Annotated in this window: 18 protein-coding genes; 13 read left to right on the forward strand and 5 right to left on the reverse strand. The window is 68.7% G+C overall.

Going from position 1 to position 16672, the window contains the following annotated elements:
• Positions 1-24 precede the first annotated feature (24 nt).
• The 8 genes from ACYVDG_RS08545 (at position 25) to ACYVDG_RS08580 (ending at position 7017) form a co-directional block, all read left to right on the forward strand.
• Positions 25-813, forward strand: coding sequence for an ABC transporter ATP-binding protein (locus tag ACYVDG_RS08545; RefSeq protein WP_460747904.1), 789 nt, complete (start codon positions 25-27; stop codon positions 811-813).
• Entirely contained in the window at positions 810-1619 is an 810-nt protein-coding gene (locus tag ACYVDG_RS08550) for an ABC transporter permease (RefSeq protein ID WP_460747907.1), read from the forward strand. Before ACYVDG_RS08545 ends, ACYVDG_RS08550 begins: the two co-directional genes overlap by 4 nt.
• A gap of 155 nt (positions 1620-1774) precedes the next feature.
• On the forward strand, positions 1775-2224 hold the full coding sequence (locus ACYVDG_RS08555; RefSeq protein WP_460747909.1) for a hypothetical protein: 450 nt from the start codon (positions 1775-1777) through the stop codon (positions 2222-2224).
• Positions 2225-2403: 179 nt separating this feature from the next.
• Complete coding sequence (locus ACYVDG_RS08560) at positions 2404-3207, forward strand: ABC transporter ATP-binding protein (RefSeq protein ID WP_460747912.1); 804 nt, start codon at positions 2404-2406, stop codon at positions 3205-3207.
• Between the two features lie 35 nt (positions 3208-3242).
• Entirely contained in the window at positions 3243-4088 is an 846-nt protein-coding gene (locus ACYVDG_RS08565) for an ABC transporter permease (protein WP_460747960.1), read from the forward strand.
• A gap of 12 nt (positions 4089-4100) precedes the next feature.
• Positions 4101-5222: an ABC transporter substrate-binding protein gene (locus ACYVDG_RS08570; RefSeq protein ID WP_460747915.1), complete on the forward strand. Its 1122-nt coding sequence runs from the start codon at positions 4101-4103 to the stop codon at positions 5220-5222.
• Positions 5223-5254: 32 nt separating this feature from the next.
• On the forward strand, positions 5255-6337 hold the full coding sequence (locus tag ACYVDG_RS08575) for an LLM class flavin-dependent oxidoreductase (RefSeq protein WP_460747918.1): 1083 nt from the start codon (positions 5255-5257) through the stop codon (positions 6335-6337).
• A gap of 5 nt (positions 6338-6342) precedes the next feature.
• Positions 6343-7017, forward strand: coding sequence for a cysteine hydrolase family protein (locus ACYVDG_RS08580; protein ID WP_460747920.1), 675 nt, complete (start codon positions 6343-6345; stop codon positions 7015-7017).
• Here the strand turns inward: ACYVDG_RS08580 and ACYVDG_RS08585 are convergent.
• Positions 6999-7964: a fatty acid desaturase family protein gene (locus tag ACYVDG_RS08585; RefSeq protein WP_460747963.1), complete on the reverse strand. Its 966-nt coding sequence runs from the start codon at positions 7962-7964 to the stop codon at positions 6999-7001. The genes ACYVDG_RS08580 and ACYVDG_RS08585 overlap by 19 nt on opposite strands.
• Before the next feature lie 358 nt (positions 7965-8322).
• On the opposite strand from ACYVDG_RS08585, the gene ACYVDG_RS08590 reads away from it, so the two are divergent.
• The 5 genes from ACYVDG_RS08590 to ACYVDG_RS08610 all read left to right on the forward strand — a co-directional run bounded on the left by ACYVDG_RS08590 (position 8323) and on the right by ACYVDG_RS08610 (position 13161).
• Positions 8323-9312, forward strand: coding sequence for a siderophore ABC transporter substrate-binding protein (locus tag ACYVDG_RS08590; RefSeq protein ID WP_460747922.1), 990 nt, complete (start codon positions 8323-8325; stop codon positions 9310-9312).
• 73 nt (positions 9313-9385) lie between these two features.
• Positions 9386-10399 (forward strand): ABC transporter permease, encoded by a 1014-nt coding sequence (locus ACYVDG_RS08595; protein ID WP_460747925.1) that lies wholly within the window; start codon positions 9386-9388, stop codon positions 10397-10399.
• A 16-nt stretch (positions 10400-10415) separates the two neighbouring features.
• Positions 10416-11459, forward strand: coding sequence for an iron chelate uptake ABC transporter family permease subunit (locus ACYVDG_RS08600; protein ID WP_460747927.1), 1044 nt, complete (start codon positions 10416-10418; stop codon positions 11457-11459).
• The gene (locus tag ACYVDG_RS08605; RefSeq protein WP_460747930.1) at positions 11456-12211 is read left to right on the forward strand and encodes an iron ABC transporter ATP-binding protein; all 756 of its coding nucleotides are present in this window, start codon (positions 11456-11458) and stop codon (positions 12209-12211) included. The genes ACYVDG_RS08600 and ACYVDG_RS08605 overlap by 4 nt, the downstream gene beginning before the upstream one ends.
• 41 nt (positions 12212-12252) lie before the next feature.
• Entirely contained in the window at positions 12253-13161 is a 909-nt protein-coding gene (locus ACYVDG_RS08610; protein WP_460747932.1) for an aminoglycoside phosphotransferase family protein, read from the forward strand.
• 101 nt (positions 13162-13262) lie between these two features.
• Here the strand turns inward: ACYVDG_RS08610 and ACYVDG_RS08615 are convergent, their stop codons facing one another.
• From ACYVDG_RS08615 to ACYVDG_RS08630, 4 genes are all read right to left on the reverse strand, one after another.
• Positions 13263-13403, reverse strand: a complete 141-nt coding sequence (locus tag ACYVDG_RS08615; protein WP_460747935.1) for an alkyl sulfatase C-terminal domain-containing protein — start codon at positions 13401-13403, stop codon at positions 13263-13265.
• Entirely contained in the window at positions 13348-13698 is a 351-nt protein-coding gene (locus tag ACYVDG_RS08620; protein ID WP_460747939.1) for an alkyl sulfatase dimerization domain-containing protein, read from the reverse strand. Before ACYVDG_RS08620 ends, ACYVDG_RS08615 begins: the two co-directional genes overlap by 56 nt.
• Before the next feature lie 36 nt (positions 13699-13734).
• On the reverse strand, positions 13735-14229 hold the full coding sequence (locus ACYVDG_RS08625; RefSeq protein ID WP_460747942.1) for a DoxX family protein: 495 nt from the start codon (positions 14227-14229) through the stop codon (positions 13735-13737).
• A 651-nt stretch (positions 14230-14880) separates the two neighbouring features.
• Positions 14881-16206 carry an HNH endonuclease signature motif containing protein gene (locus ACYVDG_RS08630; RefSeq protein WP_460747944.1) on the reverse strand — a complete coding sequence of 442 codons (1326 nt, stop codon included), beginning with the start codon at positions 16204-16206 and terminating at the stop codon, positions 14881-14883.
• Positions 16207-16672: the final 466 nt, after the last annotated feature.

Genomic DNA, 16672 nt, shown 5'->3' on the forward strand with positions numbered 1-16672 from the left:
GCGCCCCCTACGGAAGGCATGCGCATGATCCACCAAGCACCGGCACTGGAGACCTCAGGCCTGGTCAAGCGGTACGGCGCGGTGACCGCCCTCGCCGGGATCGACTTGACCGCCTCCCAAGGTGAGATCTTCGGGCTGCTCGGCCCCAACGGAGCGGGCAAGACCACCACCATCGAGATCCTCGCCGGACTGCGCTCCCCCACCGAAGGCACCGCCCGGACCCTCGGCCTCGACCCGATCCGGGAGCGCGCCGAGATCCGCGCGTGTGTCTCCGTCCAGCCGCAGAAGGCCGCCCTGTTCGAGCGCCAGACCGTCGCCGAGACCCTGCAACTGTGGGCCTCCCTCTATCCGGCCCCCGACGACCCCGCGGAGGTCGTCGAGCGCATGGGACTGGCCGGCTCCCGCGACGTCCGCGTCGGCAAGCTCTCCGGCGGTCAGCGGCAGCGGCTCCTGGTCGGCACCGCGCTCATCTCCCGGCCTCGCCTGCTCGTCCTCGACGAACCCTCCACCGGCATGGACCCCAACGCCCGCCACGACCTGTGGACGGCGATCCGCGCCCACCGCGACGGCGGCGGGACCACCCTGCTGTCCACCCACTCCATGGAGGAGGCCGCCGAACTGTGCGACCGGGTCGCCCTCCTGGACCGGGGGCGCACCACCGCCCTCGGCCGCCCGGACGACCTGGTCGCGGAACACGTCCCCGAACACGCGAGCCGGGGGACGGGGTTCTCGCTGGAACAGCTCTTCCGCGACCGCACCGGCCGTTCCTTCGCCGACGCGGACGCCGAATCCACCCCAGAGGAGGTCCGATGACCACCCGCACCGCGACCACGCCCGGCCGCGCCCCGCTCTCCGCCACCCGCGAGCTCCTCGGCCTGCACACCCGAGAGTTCGTCCGCGACCACCGCAACTCCGTGGTGGCGCTGGTCCTCCCGCTCGCCCTGGCGGCGCTGTTCTTCACCATGGCCGAGGTGGTCCCCGAGCCCACCGGACCCGGAGCCGAGAGCGTTCTGTCCTTCCAGCAGATGATCGTCCCGATCGTCCTCCTGCTCACGGTGACCAGCGCACCCTTGACCGGAACCGCCGGCCCTCTCGTGAACCTGCGGGCCCAGGGCTTCTTCCGCCTCCTGGGCACCACCCCGGTCGGCCGCGCCCGGCTGCTGCTGACGCACATGCCCGTGCGCCTAGGGCTGGTCCTGTTCCAGGTGACCGTCCTGATCGGCGCGGGGGCCGCGCTCGGCCACGTAGCGCCCGACCACATCCCGGCCCTGTTCGGGGCGTCCCTCCTGGGCCTGCTCCTGTTCGGCGCCGTCGGCTACCTGATCGGCGGAGTGATGCGCGGCGTCGACGCGGCCACGCACACGGCCCTGTTCGTGCAGATGGGGTCGGTGATGCTCAGCTTCATGTTCCTGCCGATGGGCATGCTCCCGGAGTCCTTCGCGCGGGCGGTCGGCCACTTTCCGCCCAGTTACCTCGCCGACCTGTTCTTCGGGCAGACCCCCGGATGGGAACCGCTCCACCCCGTCTGGCAGTCGGTCCTGGTCCTCCTCGGCACCACCGTGCTCCTCGTCGCACTGGCCGTGCGCCTCTTCCGCTGGGACCAGGGAGAGAAGGGGTGACAGCCGGCCCCGGTTCCACGGGCTCCACTCAACGGTGGCCTCGCACCAACGGCGGCGCACGACCGGCGAGGCCGCCCCGAACCCACCCGCGAGGCCGTCTCGCACAAACGCACAAGGACTGCGGTTAGGGTTTTGTGTGCACTATCGTCGCCTCCATGAGCCCCCCGCCCCGAAGCTCCACTGACCGCGAAGCAACCCGAACCAACCGCTCCGCTCAGCTCCACACTCTCGCCGAGAACGTCGGCTGCCAGCTCACCCCGCGCGAGTTCTCCCTGCACGACGGCATCCGCATCGCCGTAGACGGTGCCGACGGCGATCCACCCAACGTCCTCGTCCAGTGCACCCAGGTGCGCGGGCAACTCAAGTCCAGCCACCGCAACAAGGTCATCGCCGACGCCTTCAAGCTCATGTGGCTGCGCGACAGCGTCTATCCGGAAGCCCAGGCCGTGCTCGCGCTCAGCCCCGAGTTCACCCGGCTCCTGAGCCCGGGCGCGTGGCTTCCGACCGCGCTGGAGCACTGGCGGATCCACGTGGTCATCGTCGCCCCCGAACACGGAGACGCCAGCCCGATACCTGGCCGTGATCACGTGTTCACTGACCAGTGACCCCCCGCTCCTAGCTTTGTCGGGTCAACGACCCCGCGGGCCGTCGGCCTCACCACTGCTTCCGCCCGCTCTCCAACGACGTCCCTACCCGCCCCTGCGCTGGGACGACCACATGGAGGGTGCGCAGTGGAACACTGTGTCCTGCAAACGAACGCTCCGATGTCGGCGACGGACACACCGTGACCGGCGATCACATCGAAGTACGCGGCCTGACCAAGAGTTACGAGGGCGGCGAACCCGATCGGCCCGCACTCCACAGCATCGACCTCGACATCCGGCACCGCCGCTTCGTCAGCCTCATCGGCCCCAGCGGCTGTGGCAAGTCGACCCTGCTCCGGGTCATCGCCGGCCTCGAACCCCACGACAGCGGGCACGTGTCCCTCTTCGGGGAGTCCCCCCGGCAGGTGTGCCGCCGGAAGGCCGTGGGCCTGGTCCCGCAGACACCGGCCCTGCTGCCGTGGCTCACGGTGCGCCAGAACGTGGTCCTGCCGGCGAAGGTCAACCGCAGGGCCCGACGCCACGGGGACTCACCCGACGAACTGCTGCGCGCGGTCGGCCTCGACCACTCCGCCCACAAGTACCCCCACGAACTGTCCGGGGGCATGCGCCAGCGGGTGGCGATCGCCCGGGCCTTCGGGCTCCGCCCGGACGTCCTCCTGATGGACGAACCGTTCTCCGCGCTCGACGAGTTCACCCGGGAGAGCCTCCAACTCCAGCTCCTCGACCTGTGGCAGGGCCGCGCGGCCACGGTCGTGTTCGTGACCCACTCCGTGTACGAGGCGGTCATGCTCTCGGACGAAGTCGTGGTGATGTCCGGCCGCCCCGGACGCGTACACGGCGTCGTGCCCGTCGACCTGCCCCGGCCCCGCGGCCGGGACACGGTGGCCGCCGCCGACCAGCGGGCCGTGGAGGAACGGGTGCGCGCCCGGCTCCACAGTGCGTGGGAGTCCGCGTCCGCGGCCGACGGCCTCGTTGCGCGGTGAAGCCGGTGCACGGGAAAACGGACCCGCACACCCGGGTGCCTGAGGCCTCCCCCGCCACCGGGGACCGGACCCCGGCACCGGCACCACACCGCCCCCGCCATCCCCGCCGCAGGTCACTGCTGCACCCGGCCGTCTGGCTCCCCACCACAGTCCTGCTGGTGGTTCTCGGCCTCGCCTGGTCCGCGGTGGCCGCCGAACACCCCTACATCCTCCCCGAGCTGTCCGAGGTCGCCGGGACCCTCGTCGGCGACCCCGTGCTGTTCCTGAGCAACGCCTGGGCCACGCTCCAGATCGCCCTGACCGGTGTGGCCTTCGGTGCCGGGACTGCCTTCGTCCTCGCGCTGCTGATGTCGGAGATCCCGGTACTGCGTCGAGCACTCATGCCGCTCGCCGTGGTCCTGAACGTCACCCCGGTCGTGGCCATCACCCCCGCCTTGGTGGTGGCGTTCGGGTTCGGGATGACCCCCAAAGTCGTGGTCACCGCGATCATCACCTTCTTCCCGGTCCTGATCAACGTGACCACTGGGCTGCGTTCGGTCCCCCTTCCGGTGCTGCAGGTCTTCGAGACGCTGCACGCCTCCCGCATGGAGGTGCTCTTCCGCCTGCGGATTCCGAGCAGCCTGCCCTACACCCTCGCCGCCCTACGAGTGGTGTTCCCCCTGTCCATCGTGGGCGCCGTAGTCGCGGAGTTCGTCGCCGCCGGGTCCTCAGGCGGCCTCGGAACGATGATCCGCAACTCCGCGGCCACCGCCCGACTGGACTACGTCTACGCCGCCATCGCCTGCCTCGCGACGATGGGCGTCCTCATGCTCGCGCTGGTCACAGCGGTCGAACGCCGACTTCTGTTCTGGCACGACTCACAACTCGAACCCTCCAGATGAACGGAACCCCCCATGACCGTCCACCCCGCCACCGCCAGTCCTGCCACCGCCAGACCCGCCCGCAGGTTCAGACCCGCCTCCGCCCTCGTGGCGGCAGCGCTCCTGGCCTCCGCCTGCGGCGCGAACGAAGCCGACGGCACCACCGGCGACGCCGCCAAGATCGACCAGGAACGCTGTGACGCGAACAGCTCTGCCGGAACCATCACCTACATCACCGGCTACCACTACCAAGCCTCCGTCACCCAGCTCGAGGTGTTCGCCGCCGAAGGGCTCGGATACTTCGACGACCTCTGCCTGGACGTGGAGATCCAGCCGGGCAACGGCGACGTCATGGGCAACGCCCAACTCGTCTCGGCGGGCACCGCCCACTTCACGCCCACGAGCAACGAGGCCGAGATCCTGCAGGCCAACGAACGCGACCACGAGATCGTCGGGATCGCCACCTACGGGCACGTGCCGATCTCCTCGCTGATCACCGGGCCCGATATCGAGGACCTCACCGATCTGGAGGACCAGACCATCGGCCACCAGAGCATGATCCCGGCACCGCTGGAGGCCATGCTGGTCGCCGCGGACGTCGACCTCGACACCATCGAGGAAGTCGAGGCCGGGTACGACCCCAGTGTCCTGCCCCGCGACCAGGTGCAGGCGCTGACCGGGTTCCGCTCCAACGAGCCGCACCAGCTCGACGCCATGGACGAGGAGTACACGGAGTGGCTCCCCGAGGACTTCGGGGTCGTCGGCTCCTTCGGGGTCATGGCCACCAACCCCGACTGGGCCGAGGAGCACCCGGGGGCCGTCGAGGACTTCCTGCGCGCGACATCCCACGCCTTCGACTACTGCGAGGACAACGGCGAGGAGTGCGTCGGTTACGCGGCCGACCTGGACGAGGCGGGGTACGACACCGACCACAATCTGAAGGTGTGGGACACCGAACGGGAACTCGTGGGAGCCTCCACCCCGGACGACCAACCCAACGGGTACATCGACCTCAACCTCACCGAGGAGGAGGGAGACACGCTCCTGGCCAACGGTGAGCTGGACGAGATGCCGGACTTGGAGCCCCTGTTCGACCCCCGCTACCTGGAGTCGGTCCACGTGGCGACCGAGGTGATCTGGCCCGCCGACGAGTGACAACAGGACCAGCGACAACCAAGGAGCCCACGTTGGCAACACCAGACCGGACTCCGGCGGCCGGGACCGAGTACGGGATCTTCCTCCCCATCGGCAACGGCGGTTGGATCGTCTCCGAGACGGCGCCGCACCCGGAGGCCAGCTACGAGTACAACCGCGCGGCCGCGGTACTCGCCGAGGAACACGGCTTCGACTTCGTCATGTCCATGGGCAAGTGGCGCGGCTACGGCGGCGCCACCGGCCACTGGGAGCACACCCTGGAATCCATGACCATGATGTCGGCCCTCGCCGAGGCCACCGAACGGGTGAAGGTGTGGGGGACGGTCCACACCAACCTCTTCCATCCGGCCCTGGCCGCGAAGATGTTCACCACCCTGCAGGAAGTCAGCGGCGGGCGCGCCGGGATGAACATCGTCGTCGGCGCCTACGCCAAGGAGTTCCAGCAGATGGGGCTCTGGCGGGAGGACCTGGACCACGCCGACCGCTACCGGTACACCGAGGAGTGGGCCACCGCCCTGCGGCGGCTGTGGACCGAGGACTCGGTGACGATGGACGGCGAGTTCATCCAGCTCGACGACTGCCGCTCCCTGCCCCACCCCGATCCGCTGCCGACCCTGGTGGGCGCGGGACGCTCCCCCGCGGGCCTGGGCTTCCAGGCCCGGCACTGCGACGGTTCGTTCCTCACCGCCCAGGACCTGCCCGGCCTGCGGGAGGCGAGCCTCCAGGTGAAGAAGGGCGCTGCCCGGGAGGGGCGGAGCATCCGCACCTACTCGATGCTCACCGTGGTCATGGCCGAGACCGACGAGGCGGCCGAGGCACGCAGGCTCGAGTACGGGCGGGGCGCCGACGTGGACGCGATCGTCAGCATGAAGCGCTCGTGGGGGCTGCCCTTGGACAAGGCACTGTCGCTGACCGCGGAACGTCCAGAGGACGAGGCCTTCCAGACCCCCTTCGTCACCGGATCCCCCGAGACGGTGGCGGAGCGCATCCGCACCGTGGTGTCCGAGGCGGAGCTGGACGGGCTGATGCTGATCTTCCCGGACTACCGTGCCGACCTCCGGGAGTTCGGTGAGCGGGTCATGCCCCTGCTCCGGCAGGGACCGGTCTCACCGTGACCGGTGTGCTCACGGACGTGTCCGGCCGTCCCCGTCCCGTACCCGCCCCCTTGGCGGAGGCCGCGCTCCTGGTGGTGGACGTCCAGCGTGACTTCGCCGACCCGGACCGGCTGCCCTGGCTGGACGGGGAGGCCCGGGACCGCGTTGCGGCGGCCGTGGAGCGCACGGCCGGGCTGGTACGGGACGCCCGGGCCGCGGGGGTGCGCGTGGTCTGGGCCGCCCTCGAACAGGAGCCCGACGCACCGTGGGGGAGTTCGCTCTGGCTGCGCGACCTCCTCCACGAGTCGCGGGAGCACCGTCTCGCACGGGAACCGTGCCTGGTCGGCACGGCCGGAGCGGACTGGTTCGGGGTGGCGCCCGGACCCGATGAGATGGTCGTCGTCAAACGGCGCTATTCGGCCTTCCACGGAACGCCGCTGGCGGACGGTCTGCGGGCGTCCGGGGTCACCTGGCTGACCGTGTGCGGGCTGACCGCCGACTGCTGTGTCGACGCCACCGTCCGGGACGGCTTCCAGCTGGGGTTCCGGACAGTGGTCGCCTCGGACGCGACCGCCAGTTACCAACGGGAGTTGGCGGTCCACACGCTCACGGTCCTGGCCAGACACGCGGCGGTGGTCGCCACCGCGGACGCGATCGCCACGGCCTGGCACGGGCGGCCGGGTCAGGCGGGTGTCTTCTGAGCGGGGGCTCCCTCGCGCAGCGGGGCGCCCGCCCGGTGCATGTGGGTGAGTGCCTCGGCATGCGAGCGGATGAAGCCCGTCTCGTGGTAGGACACCCCGATCTCCGCGCAGTAGTCGCGCACGATCGGTTGCGCCTTCGCCAGATGCGGGCTGGGCATGCTCGGGAACAGGTGGTGCTCGATCTGGTAGTTGAGCCCGCCCAGCGCCAGGTCGGTGAAGGCCCCGCCCCGGACGTTGCGCGAGGTCAGCACCTGCTTGCGGAGGAAGTCGAGCTTCTCGCCCTTCTTCAGGGTCGGCATGCCCTTGTGGTTGGGCGCGAAGATGCATCCCAGGTAGACCCCGAACAGCCCCTGCTGGACCGCGATGAAAGCGACCGCCTGGAGCGGGTCCAGGACGGTGAAGACCGCCCCGAGGTAGAGCGCGAAGTGGGCGGCGAGGAGCGCCCCCTCGAGCACGCGGTGCTTGGTGGAGGGCTTGAAGAGCGCCCGCACACTGCCGTAGTGGAGGTTCAGCCCCTCCAGGAGGAGGACCGGGTAGAAGAGGAAGGCCTGGTACTTGCCGAAGAACGCCGGGATCCCCCGGGCCTGGCGCGCCTGGCCTTCGGACCACACGAACAGTTCGGCCTGGACGTCCGGGTCCTTCTCCTCGTGGTTGGGGTTGGCGTGGTGCCGGGTGTGCTTGTCCTGCCACCACCCGTAGCCCAGGCCGATACCGAGGTTGCCGACACCGCGGCCGACCGCCTCGCTCAGGCGGCGCCCGTTGAAGATCTGGCGGTGCGCGAGCTCGTGTGAGACCAGCCCGACCTGGCCGAAGACGGCGGCCATGGCGACGGCGGTGACCATCTGCCACCACGAGTTCCCGATGAGGAAGAAAGCGCCCCAGACCCCGACGAAGGCCAGGGCGATGAGGGTGAGGCGTACCGCGAAGTAGACCGGGGCCCGTTCCATGAGTCCGGCGTCCTGAATCCGCCGGGAGAGCTGGGCGAAGTCGCTGCCCCTCTTGGCTCCCCGGATCGCGGTCATGCTGTCGGGCATTGGAACTGCCCCTCCCGAAGTAGGTGGAACCCCCGACACCGGCGGCACCGGTTTTCAACGTTATGTCTGTGTGGAGGAGAGGCGCCATGGCGCCCACACGAGTGCAAATAGGGGTGCCTGCACCCCTGCTTCTCGACGACGTGTCCCTTATTACCCGCTGGTCACAGCGCTCAGGACTGAGCTCAACGTCTCAAACGGGACTCCGTTGCACAGGACCGAATAAAGTTAGGTTAGGCTCTCCTTTGTTCACATCACCTGAAGGAGAACCTCCATGAGATCCCCCGGTCGTCCTATCACGGGACTCTCGATCGTCCTGACCTCCGCCCTGGTTCTCGCCGGCTGCTCGTCCGCCCCTCAGGACACCGACGACTCGGCCGCGGACAGCGCCACGGTCGAGATCGAGGACAACAACGGCACGCAGTCGGTGACGGCTCCGCCCGAGTCCGTGGTCGCGCTCGACAACCGCACCTTCCAGACGCTGTCGGACTGGGACATCGAACTGTCCGCCGCCGCTGTCTCGCTGATGCCCGACACGATCGACTACACGCAGGACGACTCGATCATCGACATCGGCACTCACAACGAGCCCGACCTCGAGTCGATCGTCGCCGCCGAACCGGACCTCGTCATCAACGGCCAGCGGTTCACCCAGTACCAAGACGACATCGCCGACCTCGTCCCCGACGCCACCGTCCTGGAGCTCGACCCGCAGGAGGACGAGCCCTTCGACGCCGAGCTCAAACGCCAGACCACCGCGCTCGGCGAGGTCTTCGACAAGCAGGACGAGGCCGAGAGCCTCATCGGCAACTTCGACGCAGCCATCGAGCGGGTCAACGACGCCTACGACGAGGACGACAGCGTCATGGCCGTCACCACCTCCGGCGGAGAGATCGGGTACCTGGCCCCCAGCGTCGGCCGCACCCTGGGCCCGGTCTTCGACATCTTCGAGCTCAGCCCCGCCCTCGAGGTCGACGGAGCCAGCGACGACCACCAGGGCGACGACATCTCCGTCGAGGCCATCGCCGACTCCGACCCCGACTGGATCCTCGTGATGGACCGCGACGCCGCCGTCGCCGCCGACGAGGACGGTTACGAGACCGCCGAGAACATCCTGTCGAGCTCCGAGGCGCTCTCCGGTGTGACCGCCGTGGAGGACGAGCAGATCGTCCACATGCCCATCGACACCTACACCAACGAGGGCATCCAGACCTACACGGACTTCTTCACTGCGTTCGCCGAGGCGCTGGAGGACCAGGCTTGATCCGGCTCATCCGAACGGCGCGCGCCGACGGTGCTGAGAACACCGCCGGCGCGTGCCGCTGTGAAGGGCGGACATGACGGCCCCGCCCGCCTCCCCGTCGCGCACGCGCACCCCTACCTCGTCGCGCACAGGGCGCAAGGGGCGGCTCTTCGACTGGAAACTACTCGTCGGCATCGCCGTCGTGGGCGCCCTGCTCGCGCTCTCCTTGGCCACCGGGGTGTACGACCTCTTCGGCGCCGAGGACGGCGGCGAGATGTTCGCGATCACCCGCATCCCCCGCACGATCGCCCTCGTGCTGGCGGGCGCCGCAATGGCGATGTCGGGCCTGGTCATGCAGCTGCTGACGCAGAACCGCTTCGTCGAGCCGACCACCACCGGCACCACTGAATGGGCCGGGCTGGGCTTGCTCACGGTGATGATCCTCGTCCCCGGCGCGAGCATCAGCACCCGCATGTTCGGCGCGGTCCTGGCGGCCTTCATCGGCACGATGGTGTTCTTCCTGTTCCTGCGCCGGGTCACCCTGCGCTCCTCCCTGATCGTCCCCATCGTGGGCATCATGCTGGGCGCCGTCGTCAGCGCGGTGTCGACCTTCATCGCGCTGCAGACCGACATGCTGCAGAACCTCGGCGTGTGGTTCGCGGGCAGTTTCACCTCGGTTCTCCGAGGCCAGTACGAACTGCTGTGGATCGTGGCGTTCGTGGCCGTCGCGGTGTTCGTCGTGGCCGACCGGTTCACGGTCGCCGGGCTCGGCCAGGAGATCTCCACCAACGTCGGCCTGAACTACAACCGGATCATCATGCTGGGCACCGGCCTCATCGCGGTGGCGACCGGCGTGGTGACCGTGATCGTGGGCAACCTGCCGTTCCTCGGGCTCATCGTCCCCAACATCGTCTCGATGTTCCGCGGCGACGACCTGCGCAGCAACCTTCCGTGGGTGTGCCTGCTCGGTATCGGCATCGTCACGGTGTGCGACCTGATCGGCCGGACCCTCATCATGCCCTTCGAGGTGCCCGTGTCCCTCATCCTCGGGATCGTCGGCGCCGTCGTGTTCATCCTTCTCCTGTTGAGGCAGCGCCGCCGTGGCTGAGTCGACCGCTTCCCCTGTGAGCCCTTCCCGTGTGACCGCACCGCTCGACGCGCAGCCCGAGCGGTCCTCCCGGACCCTGCCCACCAAACGCGCCCGGCGCCGCTACTGGACCGTCGTCACGGTGCTCGTGGTGCTCGCGGCCGGGTTCACGTTCGGCCTGCTGGCCTGGGACAATCCGATGCCGGTGGGCTCGGAGGGCTTCTGGCGCATCGCGGAGATGCGCGCCACCAACATCGTGGTCATGGCCGTGGTGGCGATCTGCCAGGCGATCGCCACGGTGAGCTTCCAGACCGTGACCAACAACCGCATCATCACCCCGTCGATCATGGGCTTCGAGGCGCTCTACATCGCCGTCCAGACCAGCGCGGTGTACTTCCTCGGCGTCGCCGGGATCATGGCGATCCAAGGGGTCTCGCAGTTCCTGCTGCAGATCACGCTCATGGTCGGTTTCGCGATGCTGCTGTACGGCTGGCTGCTGTCCGGCAAGTACGCGAACCTCCAGGTCATGCTGCTGATCGGCATCATCATCGGTGGTGGCCTCGCCTCGGTGTCGACCTTCATGCAGCGCCTTCTCACACCGAGTGAGTTCGACGTTCTCGCGGCACGCCTGTTCGGCAACGTCGCCAACGCCGACGCCGACTACCTGCCGGTCGCGGTACCGCTGTGTGTGGCCGCGGCGGCCCTGCTGGTACTGAGCTCACGACGCCTCAACCTGGTCGCGCTGGGCCGGGACGCGAGCACGGGACTGGGGCTGAACCACCGACGCGAGACCATGCGCGTGCTGTTCCTGGTCTCGATCCTCATGGCGGTCTCGACCGCGCTCGTGGGGCCGATGACCTTCCTGGGCTTCCTCGTGGCCACCCTGGCCTACCAGTTCGCCGATACCCACGACCACCGCTACGTCTTCCCCGTCGCCGCGCTGACCTGCTTCGTCGTGCTCAGCGGCGCCTACTTCGTCATGCGGAACATCTTCTACGCCAACGGTGTGGTCTCGATCATCATCGAGCTCGTCGGCGGCCTGGTGTTCCTGTTCGTCATCCTCAGAAAGGGCCGGCTGTGATCACCCTCGAAGGTGTGCGCAAGGAGTACAGCAGCGAGGTCGTGATCGGCCCCGTGGACCTCACCATCCCCAAGGGCGGCGTGACCGCGCTGGTGGGTCCGAACGGTGCCGGGAAGTCGACGCTCCTGACGATGGTGGGGCGCCTGCTCGGCATCGACGAGGGCACCATCGAGATCGCCGGCTACGACGTGACGAAGACGCCGTCCAAGGACCTGGCCAAGATCGTCTCGGTCCTACGCCAGGAGAACCACTTCATCACCCGGCTGACCGTGCGCCAGCTCGTCGCCTTCGGGCGCTTCCCCTACTCCAAGGGGCGGCTAACCGTGGAGGACGAGGAGGTCGTCAGCCGGGCGATCGACTTCCTGGACCTCACCGACCTGGAGAACCGCTACCTCGACCAGCTCTCGGGCGGGCAGCGTCAGCGCGCCTACGTCGCGATGGTGCTCTGCCAGGACACCGAATACGTCCTGTTGGACGAACCGCTCAACAACCTCGACATGCGCCACTCGGTACAGATGATGAAGCACCTGCGCCGCGCCGCCGAGGAGTTGGAGCGCACGATCGTGATCGTGCTGCACGACATCAACTTCGCGGGCCACTACGCCGACCGGATCTGCGCGGTCAAGGACGGCTCCGTCGTCGAGTTCGGCACCCCGCGGGAGATCATGACCGACACCGTCCTCACCAGGGTGTTCGAGACCCCGGTGAACGTCATCGACGGCCCGAACGGACCGCTCGCGGTCTACTACTGAGCCCCACCCGGTACCCGGCACCAGTGTCCGATACTGGGGTGATGCGCACCCCTCCGGCCGAAGTCGCCATCACGCCCGAACTCGTCCGCCGGCTGCTCCGGGACCAGCACCCCGACCTCGCGGAACTGCCCGTCGCGCCGGTCGCCAACGGCTGGGACAACGCGATCCTGGCCCTGGGCCAGCACATGTGCGTCCGCATGCCCAGGCGCGAGGTCGCCGCGCAACTGGTGGTGAACGAGCAGCGGTGGCTGCCCGGGATCGCCGACCGGGTGGGTGTCCCCGTCTCCGCCCCGCTGCGCGTGGGCGCACCCGGCCAGGGCTACCCCTGGCACTGGTCGGTGAACCCGTGGTTCGAGGGCCGCACCGCCGCCGAGATACCGGTCGATGAGCGCTCCGACCTGGTCGAACCGCTCGCCCGGTTCCTTGCCCGGTTGCACGCGCCCGCACCCGACGACGCGCCCGAGAACCCGTTCCGGGGCGTGCCCCTGCGCGTACGCGACGCCAAGCTGCGCGAGCGCCTCGCCGACAGCGGCATCCCCCGCAGGGCCGAGCTGCTCGCCCTGTGGGAGAAGCTGGTCGACACCCCCGACTGGACCGGTCCGGCGCTCTGGCTGCACGGCGACCTGCACCCCGCGAACATCCTGGTGAGCACCGATACGCGCACCCGCGCCGAGGGCCGCCTCGCCCTGGCCGCGGTCCTGGACTTCGGCGACCTGACCTCCGGCGACCCCGCCTCCGACCTCGCCGTCGCCTGGCTGACGTTCAACACCGAGGACCGCGCCCGCCTACGCTCCGACCTGGACCACCTGACCGGGATCGACGAACACACCTGGCACCGCGCCCGCGCCTGGGCGATCCTCTACGCCGCCCTGCTGGCTATCAGCGCCGACGAACACCCGCTGCTGGGCGCCATCGGAGAACACACCGTCACCCAGCTGCTGGACACTTAGGGCAGTGCAGGCCAGAGCGACTTTGGCGTCATTCCCGGAGCATGTAGGGGCGGACGAGGGCGTCCGTGGGCTGCTCGTGTTCTGGCCAGAGCTCGAACAAGTCATCGGGCAGGGTGTCGTGGACGATTGATGGGCCAGTGGACGAAGGCTCCGTTGGACAGCTGGGAGCGGTAGCTCTTCCCGAGGTCAGTGATGTTCCAGTCGATGACCAGCGGCGTCCCGGCGGCCTTGGAGCCGTTCACCCGGATGGAGCCGGATGGAGATCGTGTCGAAGAGCTGGGTGGCGGTGAGCATGGCGGCCAGGATCGACGAGCCGATCTCCGTCTTCACCACACCGTCGCGCAGCTCACTCGCGCCGGTCAGGTAGCAGTTGCGCCAGGTGGCGTTCTCCGCTCCCTCGCCGAGCCGCTGGTAGACCGAGGCGAGCAGCTCCCTGGCGTCGGGGTTCGACGGCTCCGCGAACACGGCGTGCTTGAGCATCTGCGCGGCGAACCGCAGGTCGCCTTCGTCGGCGTAGGCGCGGGCCTTGGCCAGCACAGCGAGTCTGGGGGTGCAAGAAACCGTCCTGGCAGCTTACGGGATATCCCTGCTGATGAGGCTGTTCGTACGCGCGTCCGGGTTCCGCCGTCGGACGTGTTCGACCACGACAGCGAGAGTCGCGGACACGAAGAGCACTTGGAGCAGGGTCCGCGCCAGAAGCGAGTCGCTGGCCATGGCACTCTGGCCTTCAAGCGCCGCGTACACATTGGCCGGGAACATGGCGATGAGCAGCAGGGTCAGCCCTCCAGCGGCCCAAGGAGCGGTCCGGCCCCACAGCAGGCCTGCCGCCCCCGCGAGTTCGAGCACACCGGTGACGGTCACCAGGAGGCCCGGCGCGGGGAGTTGCGGCGGAACCATCGCGATCAGCTCGTCCCGCATAAAGGCGAAGTGGACCACCCCGGTCACGACGAACATGGCGGCGAGTCCCCCACGCAAGGGAACCCGCCAAGGGCGTAGCGACCGGACTCCCAGGGCACCGGCACACCCGAGCAGCAGAGCGACGGAGACGAGGGTGATGAGAGGTGCCAAGGCAGACCCTTCAACGGCGCGAACTTTTCATTGACAAGATTGACCCATGGTCCCGCAACTTGTCAATGGAAAGCGGCATCGTGGAGGGGAGGAGAGATGGGGGTCGGGGCCGGGACGAGGGCAGAGGTGGGGGCCTGGGCGGGATAGAGCTATGGGGATGGACGTGGATGCCCGTGGGTCCATAGTCTTGTGCGGGTGGTTTTCCCCGTTTCCTGCCGCCCGATGGTGGCCGTCTCCGCTACGCGCCTCAAGGTCGTCGCCATCGAGCGCTTCGCGCGTCATTGGCGCTCCACCTTGACCCGCTTCGCTGCGACGGCGGGTTGGCGGCTATCAGGAAACGGGGGACGTGTGGTCGGGGTGGCGATGGGCCCGGAGGGCCCAACGGCACAAGCACGGCCTGGCGGCCGTCAACCGCCACTCCACCGGAGCGTTGACGCCTGGCGGTGTCGCGGCCGGTCAATCTCTGCTGCGAACCCCGAACGGCACGGCCTTGGGCCGGGTGGGCCACTGCGCCGGCGCTTCGACGCCTGGGGGTGTCGCGGCTGGTCATGGTGTGCGGCGGACACCCGGGGGTGGAGGACTCGGTGCCTGGGCATGGGCGTGTTCGGGTAGGGGCCCGGTGGTGACGGGGTGTTTGGTGGGGTGTGGTGGTTAGGGGGTTGGGTGTGGGGCTGGGTCCCCATCCGGGTCCCCGCCCCGGCCCTGGGTGCGGCCTCGGTTGCGTCCGGACCACATTCGGCGGTCCTGGCGCACCGACCACCGGTGCTTGACCTGGTTATGGGTCGCGCAGAGCGGCTGGATATTGGCGGCGCTGGTGGTGCCGCCCTGCCAGAACTCCACGATGTGATCGGCCTGAGTCCAGGGCAGCGGCACGTCGCACCCGTACTGCCATGCGCAGCTGGTGTGCCCGTGGAAGGCGGCCGCCCGGATGCGGGGCGGGGCCAACCGGCACGAGCGACCCACGTCCAGGACCTGGCCGTTCTTCTGCTCCACCACCAACCGGCGGATCCAGCTCTCCCCCAGCAGCTCACGCACCACCGAGATGGGCACCACCTGCCCGGTCTCGGTGGTAGCCGGTGCCGCGTCTTCGGCTTCCTCATCCCCGGCCAGGGACGTGGCAGGCACGGTGATGTTGATCAACGCCGTCGCCGTAGTCGGGGTCTCGCACCCCTGGTGGGACTGGGCGAACCCCAACGCGGCCATCAGAGCGTCGTAGGTGCGCTCGTACTTGGACAGCCCGTCCTCGGGGTGGAAAGGCACCAGGTAGTTGTCCAACACCACCTGGATCCGCAGGGCGTCAGCGGGCGAGCCCCACACCTGGAACAGGAAAGTTTTGTCGAAGGTGGTGACCAGCTGGGCACCCCGGGCCGCATGGGCGGCCTCGTGGTCCTTCTCCACCTTGTTCGGGTTGAGCCCCATGCACAGCTGGTGGGCAAAGCGGGTGATCTGACCCACCGACATGTTCGGCCGCGACTCCTTGAACCCCAGGATCCCGAACTCCATTTTCGCCCGGAACAGCTCCGGGTCGGGGTGGTCGCCCTTCTCCCTTTTCTCCACACCCGCATCGGCGCCCTTGATCACCGCGGCGGCCTCACCCACCGACAGAACCCCGGAGTGCAACGCCTGGATGGTGGGGACCATTTCCTGACGGAATTCGGCGCGGCCGATCAGGGCCAGGTCATTGGCCTGGGCGGCGGGGATACCGAAGGCGTGGCGCAGCCACGCCTCCAGGCTCTTCTGCCCGCCCTGCTCCAGCAGCTGTCCGGTGGCTTCCAGCTGGGCAAGCCGGGCGGCCATGGACACCTTGATCTGGTCGAGCTGTTCCCACACCCGGGTGGCCTGGTCCAACACCTCACCCGCCGCCCCCAGGGGCACGTCGCGGCCGAAGAAGCCGGCGCTCTCTTCCCGGGCAGCGTCCACCGCAACATCCACCGGGGTGTTCCCGGTGGGGGTGGGTGCTGCAGGAGAGATCGTCATGACTCCATTGTAAGCGAAAAGGCCGAAGAAAGGAAGCGCTATCAGGGGTTCGCACTGAATTCATGACTTTCGTCAGGGGTGCCCCCTGTCTTTTGTCGCACCCCGCCACCAGGCCACCGGGCCACCAGGTGGGGAATTTATTGGCACCTGGAATTCCAGGTCGCTCATCGGGGATGATCTTGCTGCCAGAAGCAATTTCGGCGCCGAAATTGCTTCTGGCAGCAAGATCACCGGGAAAATCGGGGAAAGGGCCACCGAGCGGTGTTCGCCGCATACATGGAGCCTTTCCGAGTAAGCGGTCGTTACGTAGCGTGATTCTCTGTTCAGGCTGTCCTGTCGTGGTGACTGTTCAGGTCTTTGGGTGAGTTGATCGGTTCGCCTGCGAGAGGGACCCCTGGGCTGCAACGATGAACCCGTGACCTCCTCCGACCAGACCGCGCCCTCCTACGAGGAGCTCGCCGCGCTG

Source organism: Nocardiopsis oceani (assembly GCF_054777395.1).

Coding starts and splice junctions, on each gene's coding strand:
- ACYVDG_RS08545 (WP_460747904.1), top strand. CDS start 25: ATGATCCACCAAGCACCGGCACTGGAGACCTCAGGCCTGGTCAAGCGG.
- ACYVDG_RS08550 (WP_460747907.1), top strand. CDS start 810: ATGACCACCCGCACCGCGACCACGCCCGGCCGCGCCCCGCTCTCCGCC.
- ACYVDG_RS08555 (WP_460747909.1), top strand. CDS start 1,775: ATGAGCCCCCCGCCCCGAAGCTCCACTGACCGCGAAGCAACCCGAACC.
- ACYVDG_RS08570 (WP_460747915.1), top strand. CDS start 4,101: ATGACCGTCCACCCCGCCACCGCCAGTCCTGCCACCGCCAGACCCGCC.
- ACYVDG_RS08585 (WP_460747963.1), bottom strand. CDS start 7,964: ATGGAACGGGCCCCGGTCTACTTCGCGGTACGCCTCACCCTCATCGCC.
- ACYVDG_RS08590 (WP_460747922.1), top strand. CDS start 8,323: ATGAGATCCCCCGGTCGTCCTATCACGGGACTCTCGATCGTCCTGACC.
- ACYVDG_RS08595 (WP_460747925.1), top strand. CDS start 9,386: ATGACGGCCCCGCCCGCCTCCCCGTCGCGCACGCGCACCCCTACCTCG.
- ACYVDG_RS08610 (WP_460747932.1), top strand. CDS start 12,253: ATGCGCACCCCTCCGGCCGAAGTCGCCATCACGCCCGAACTCGTCCGC.
- ACYVDG_RS08630 (WP_460747944.1), bottom strand. CDS start 16,206: ATGACGATCTCTCCTGCAGCACCCACCCCCACCGGGAACACCCCGGTG.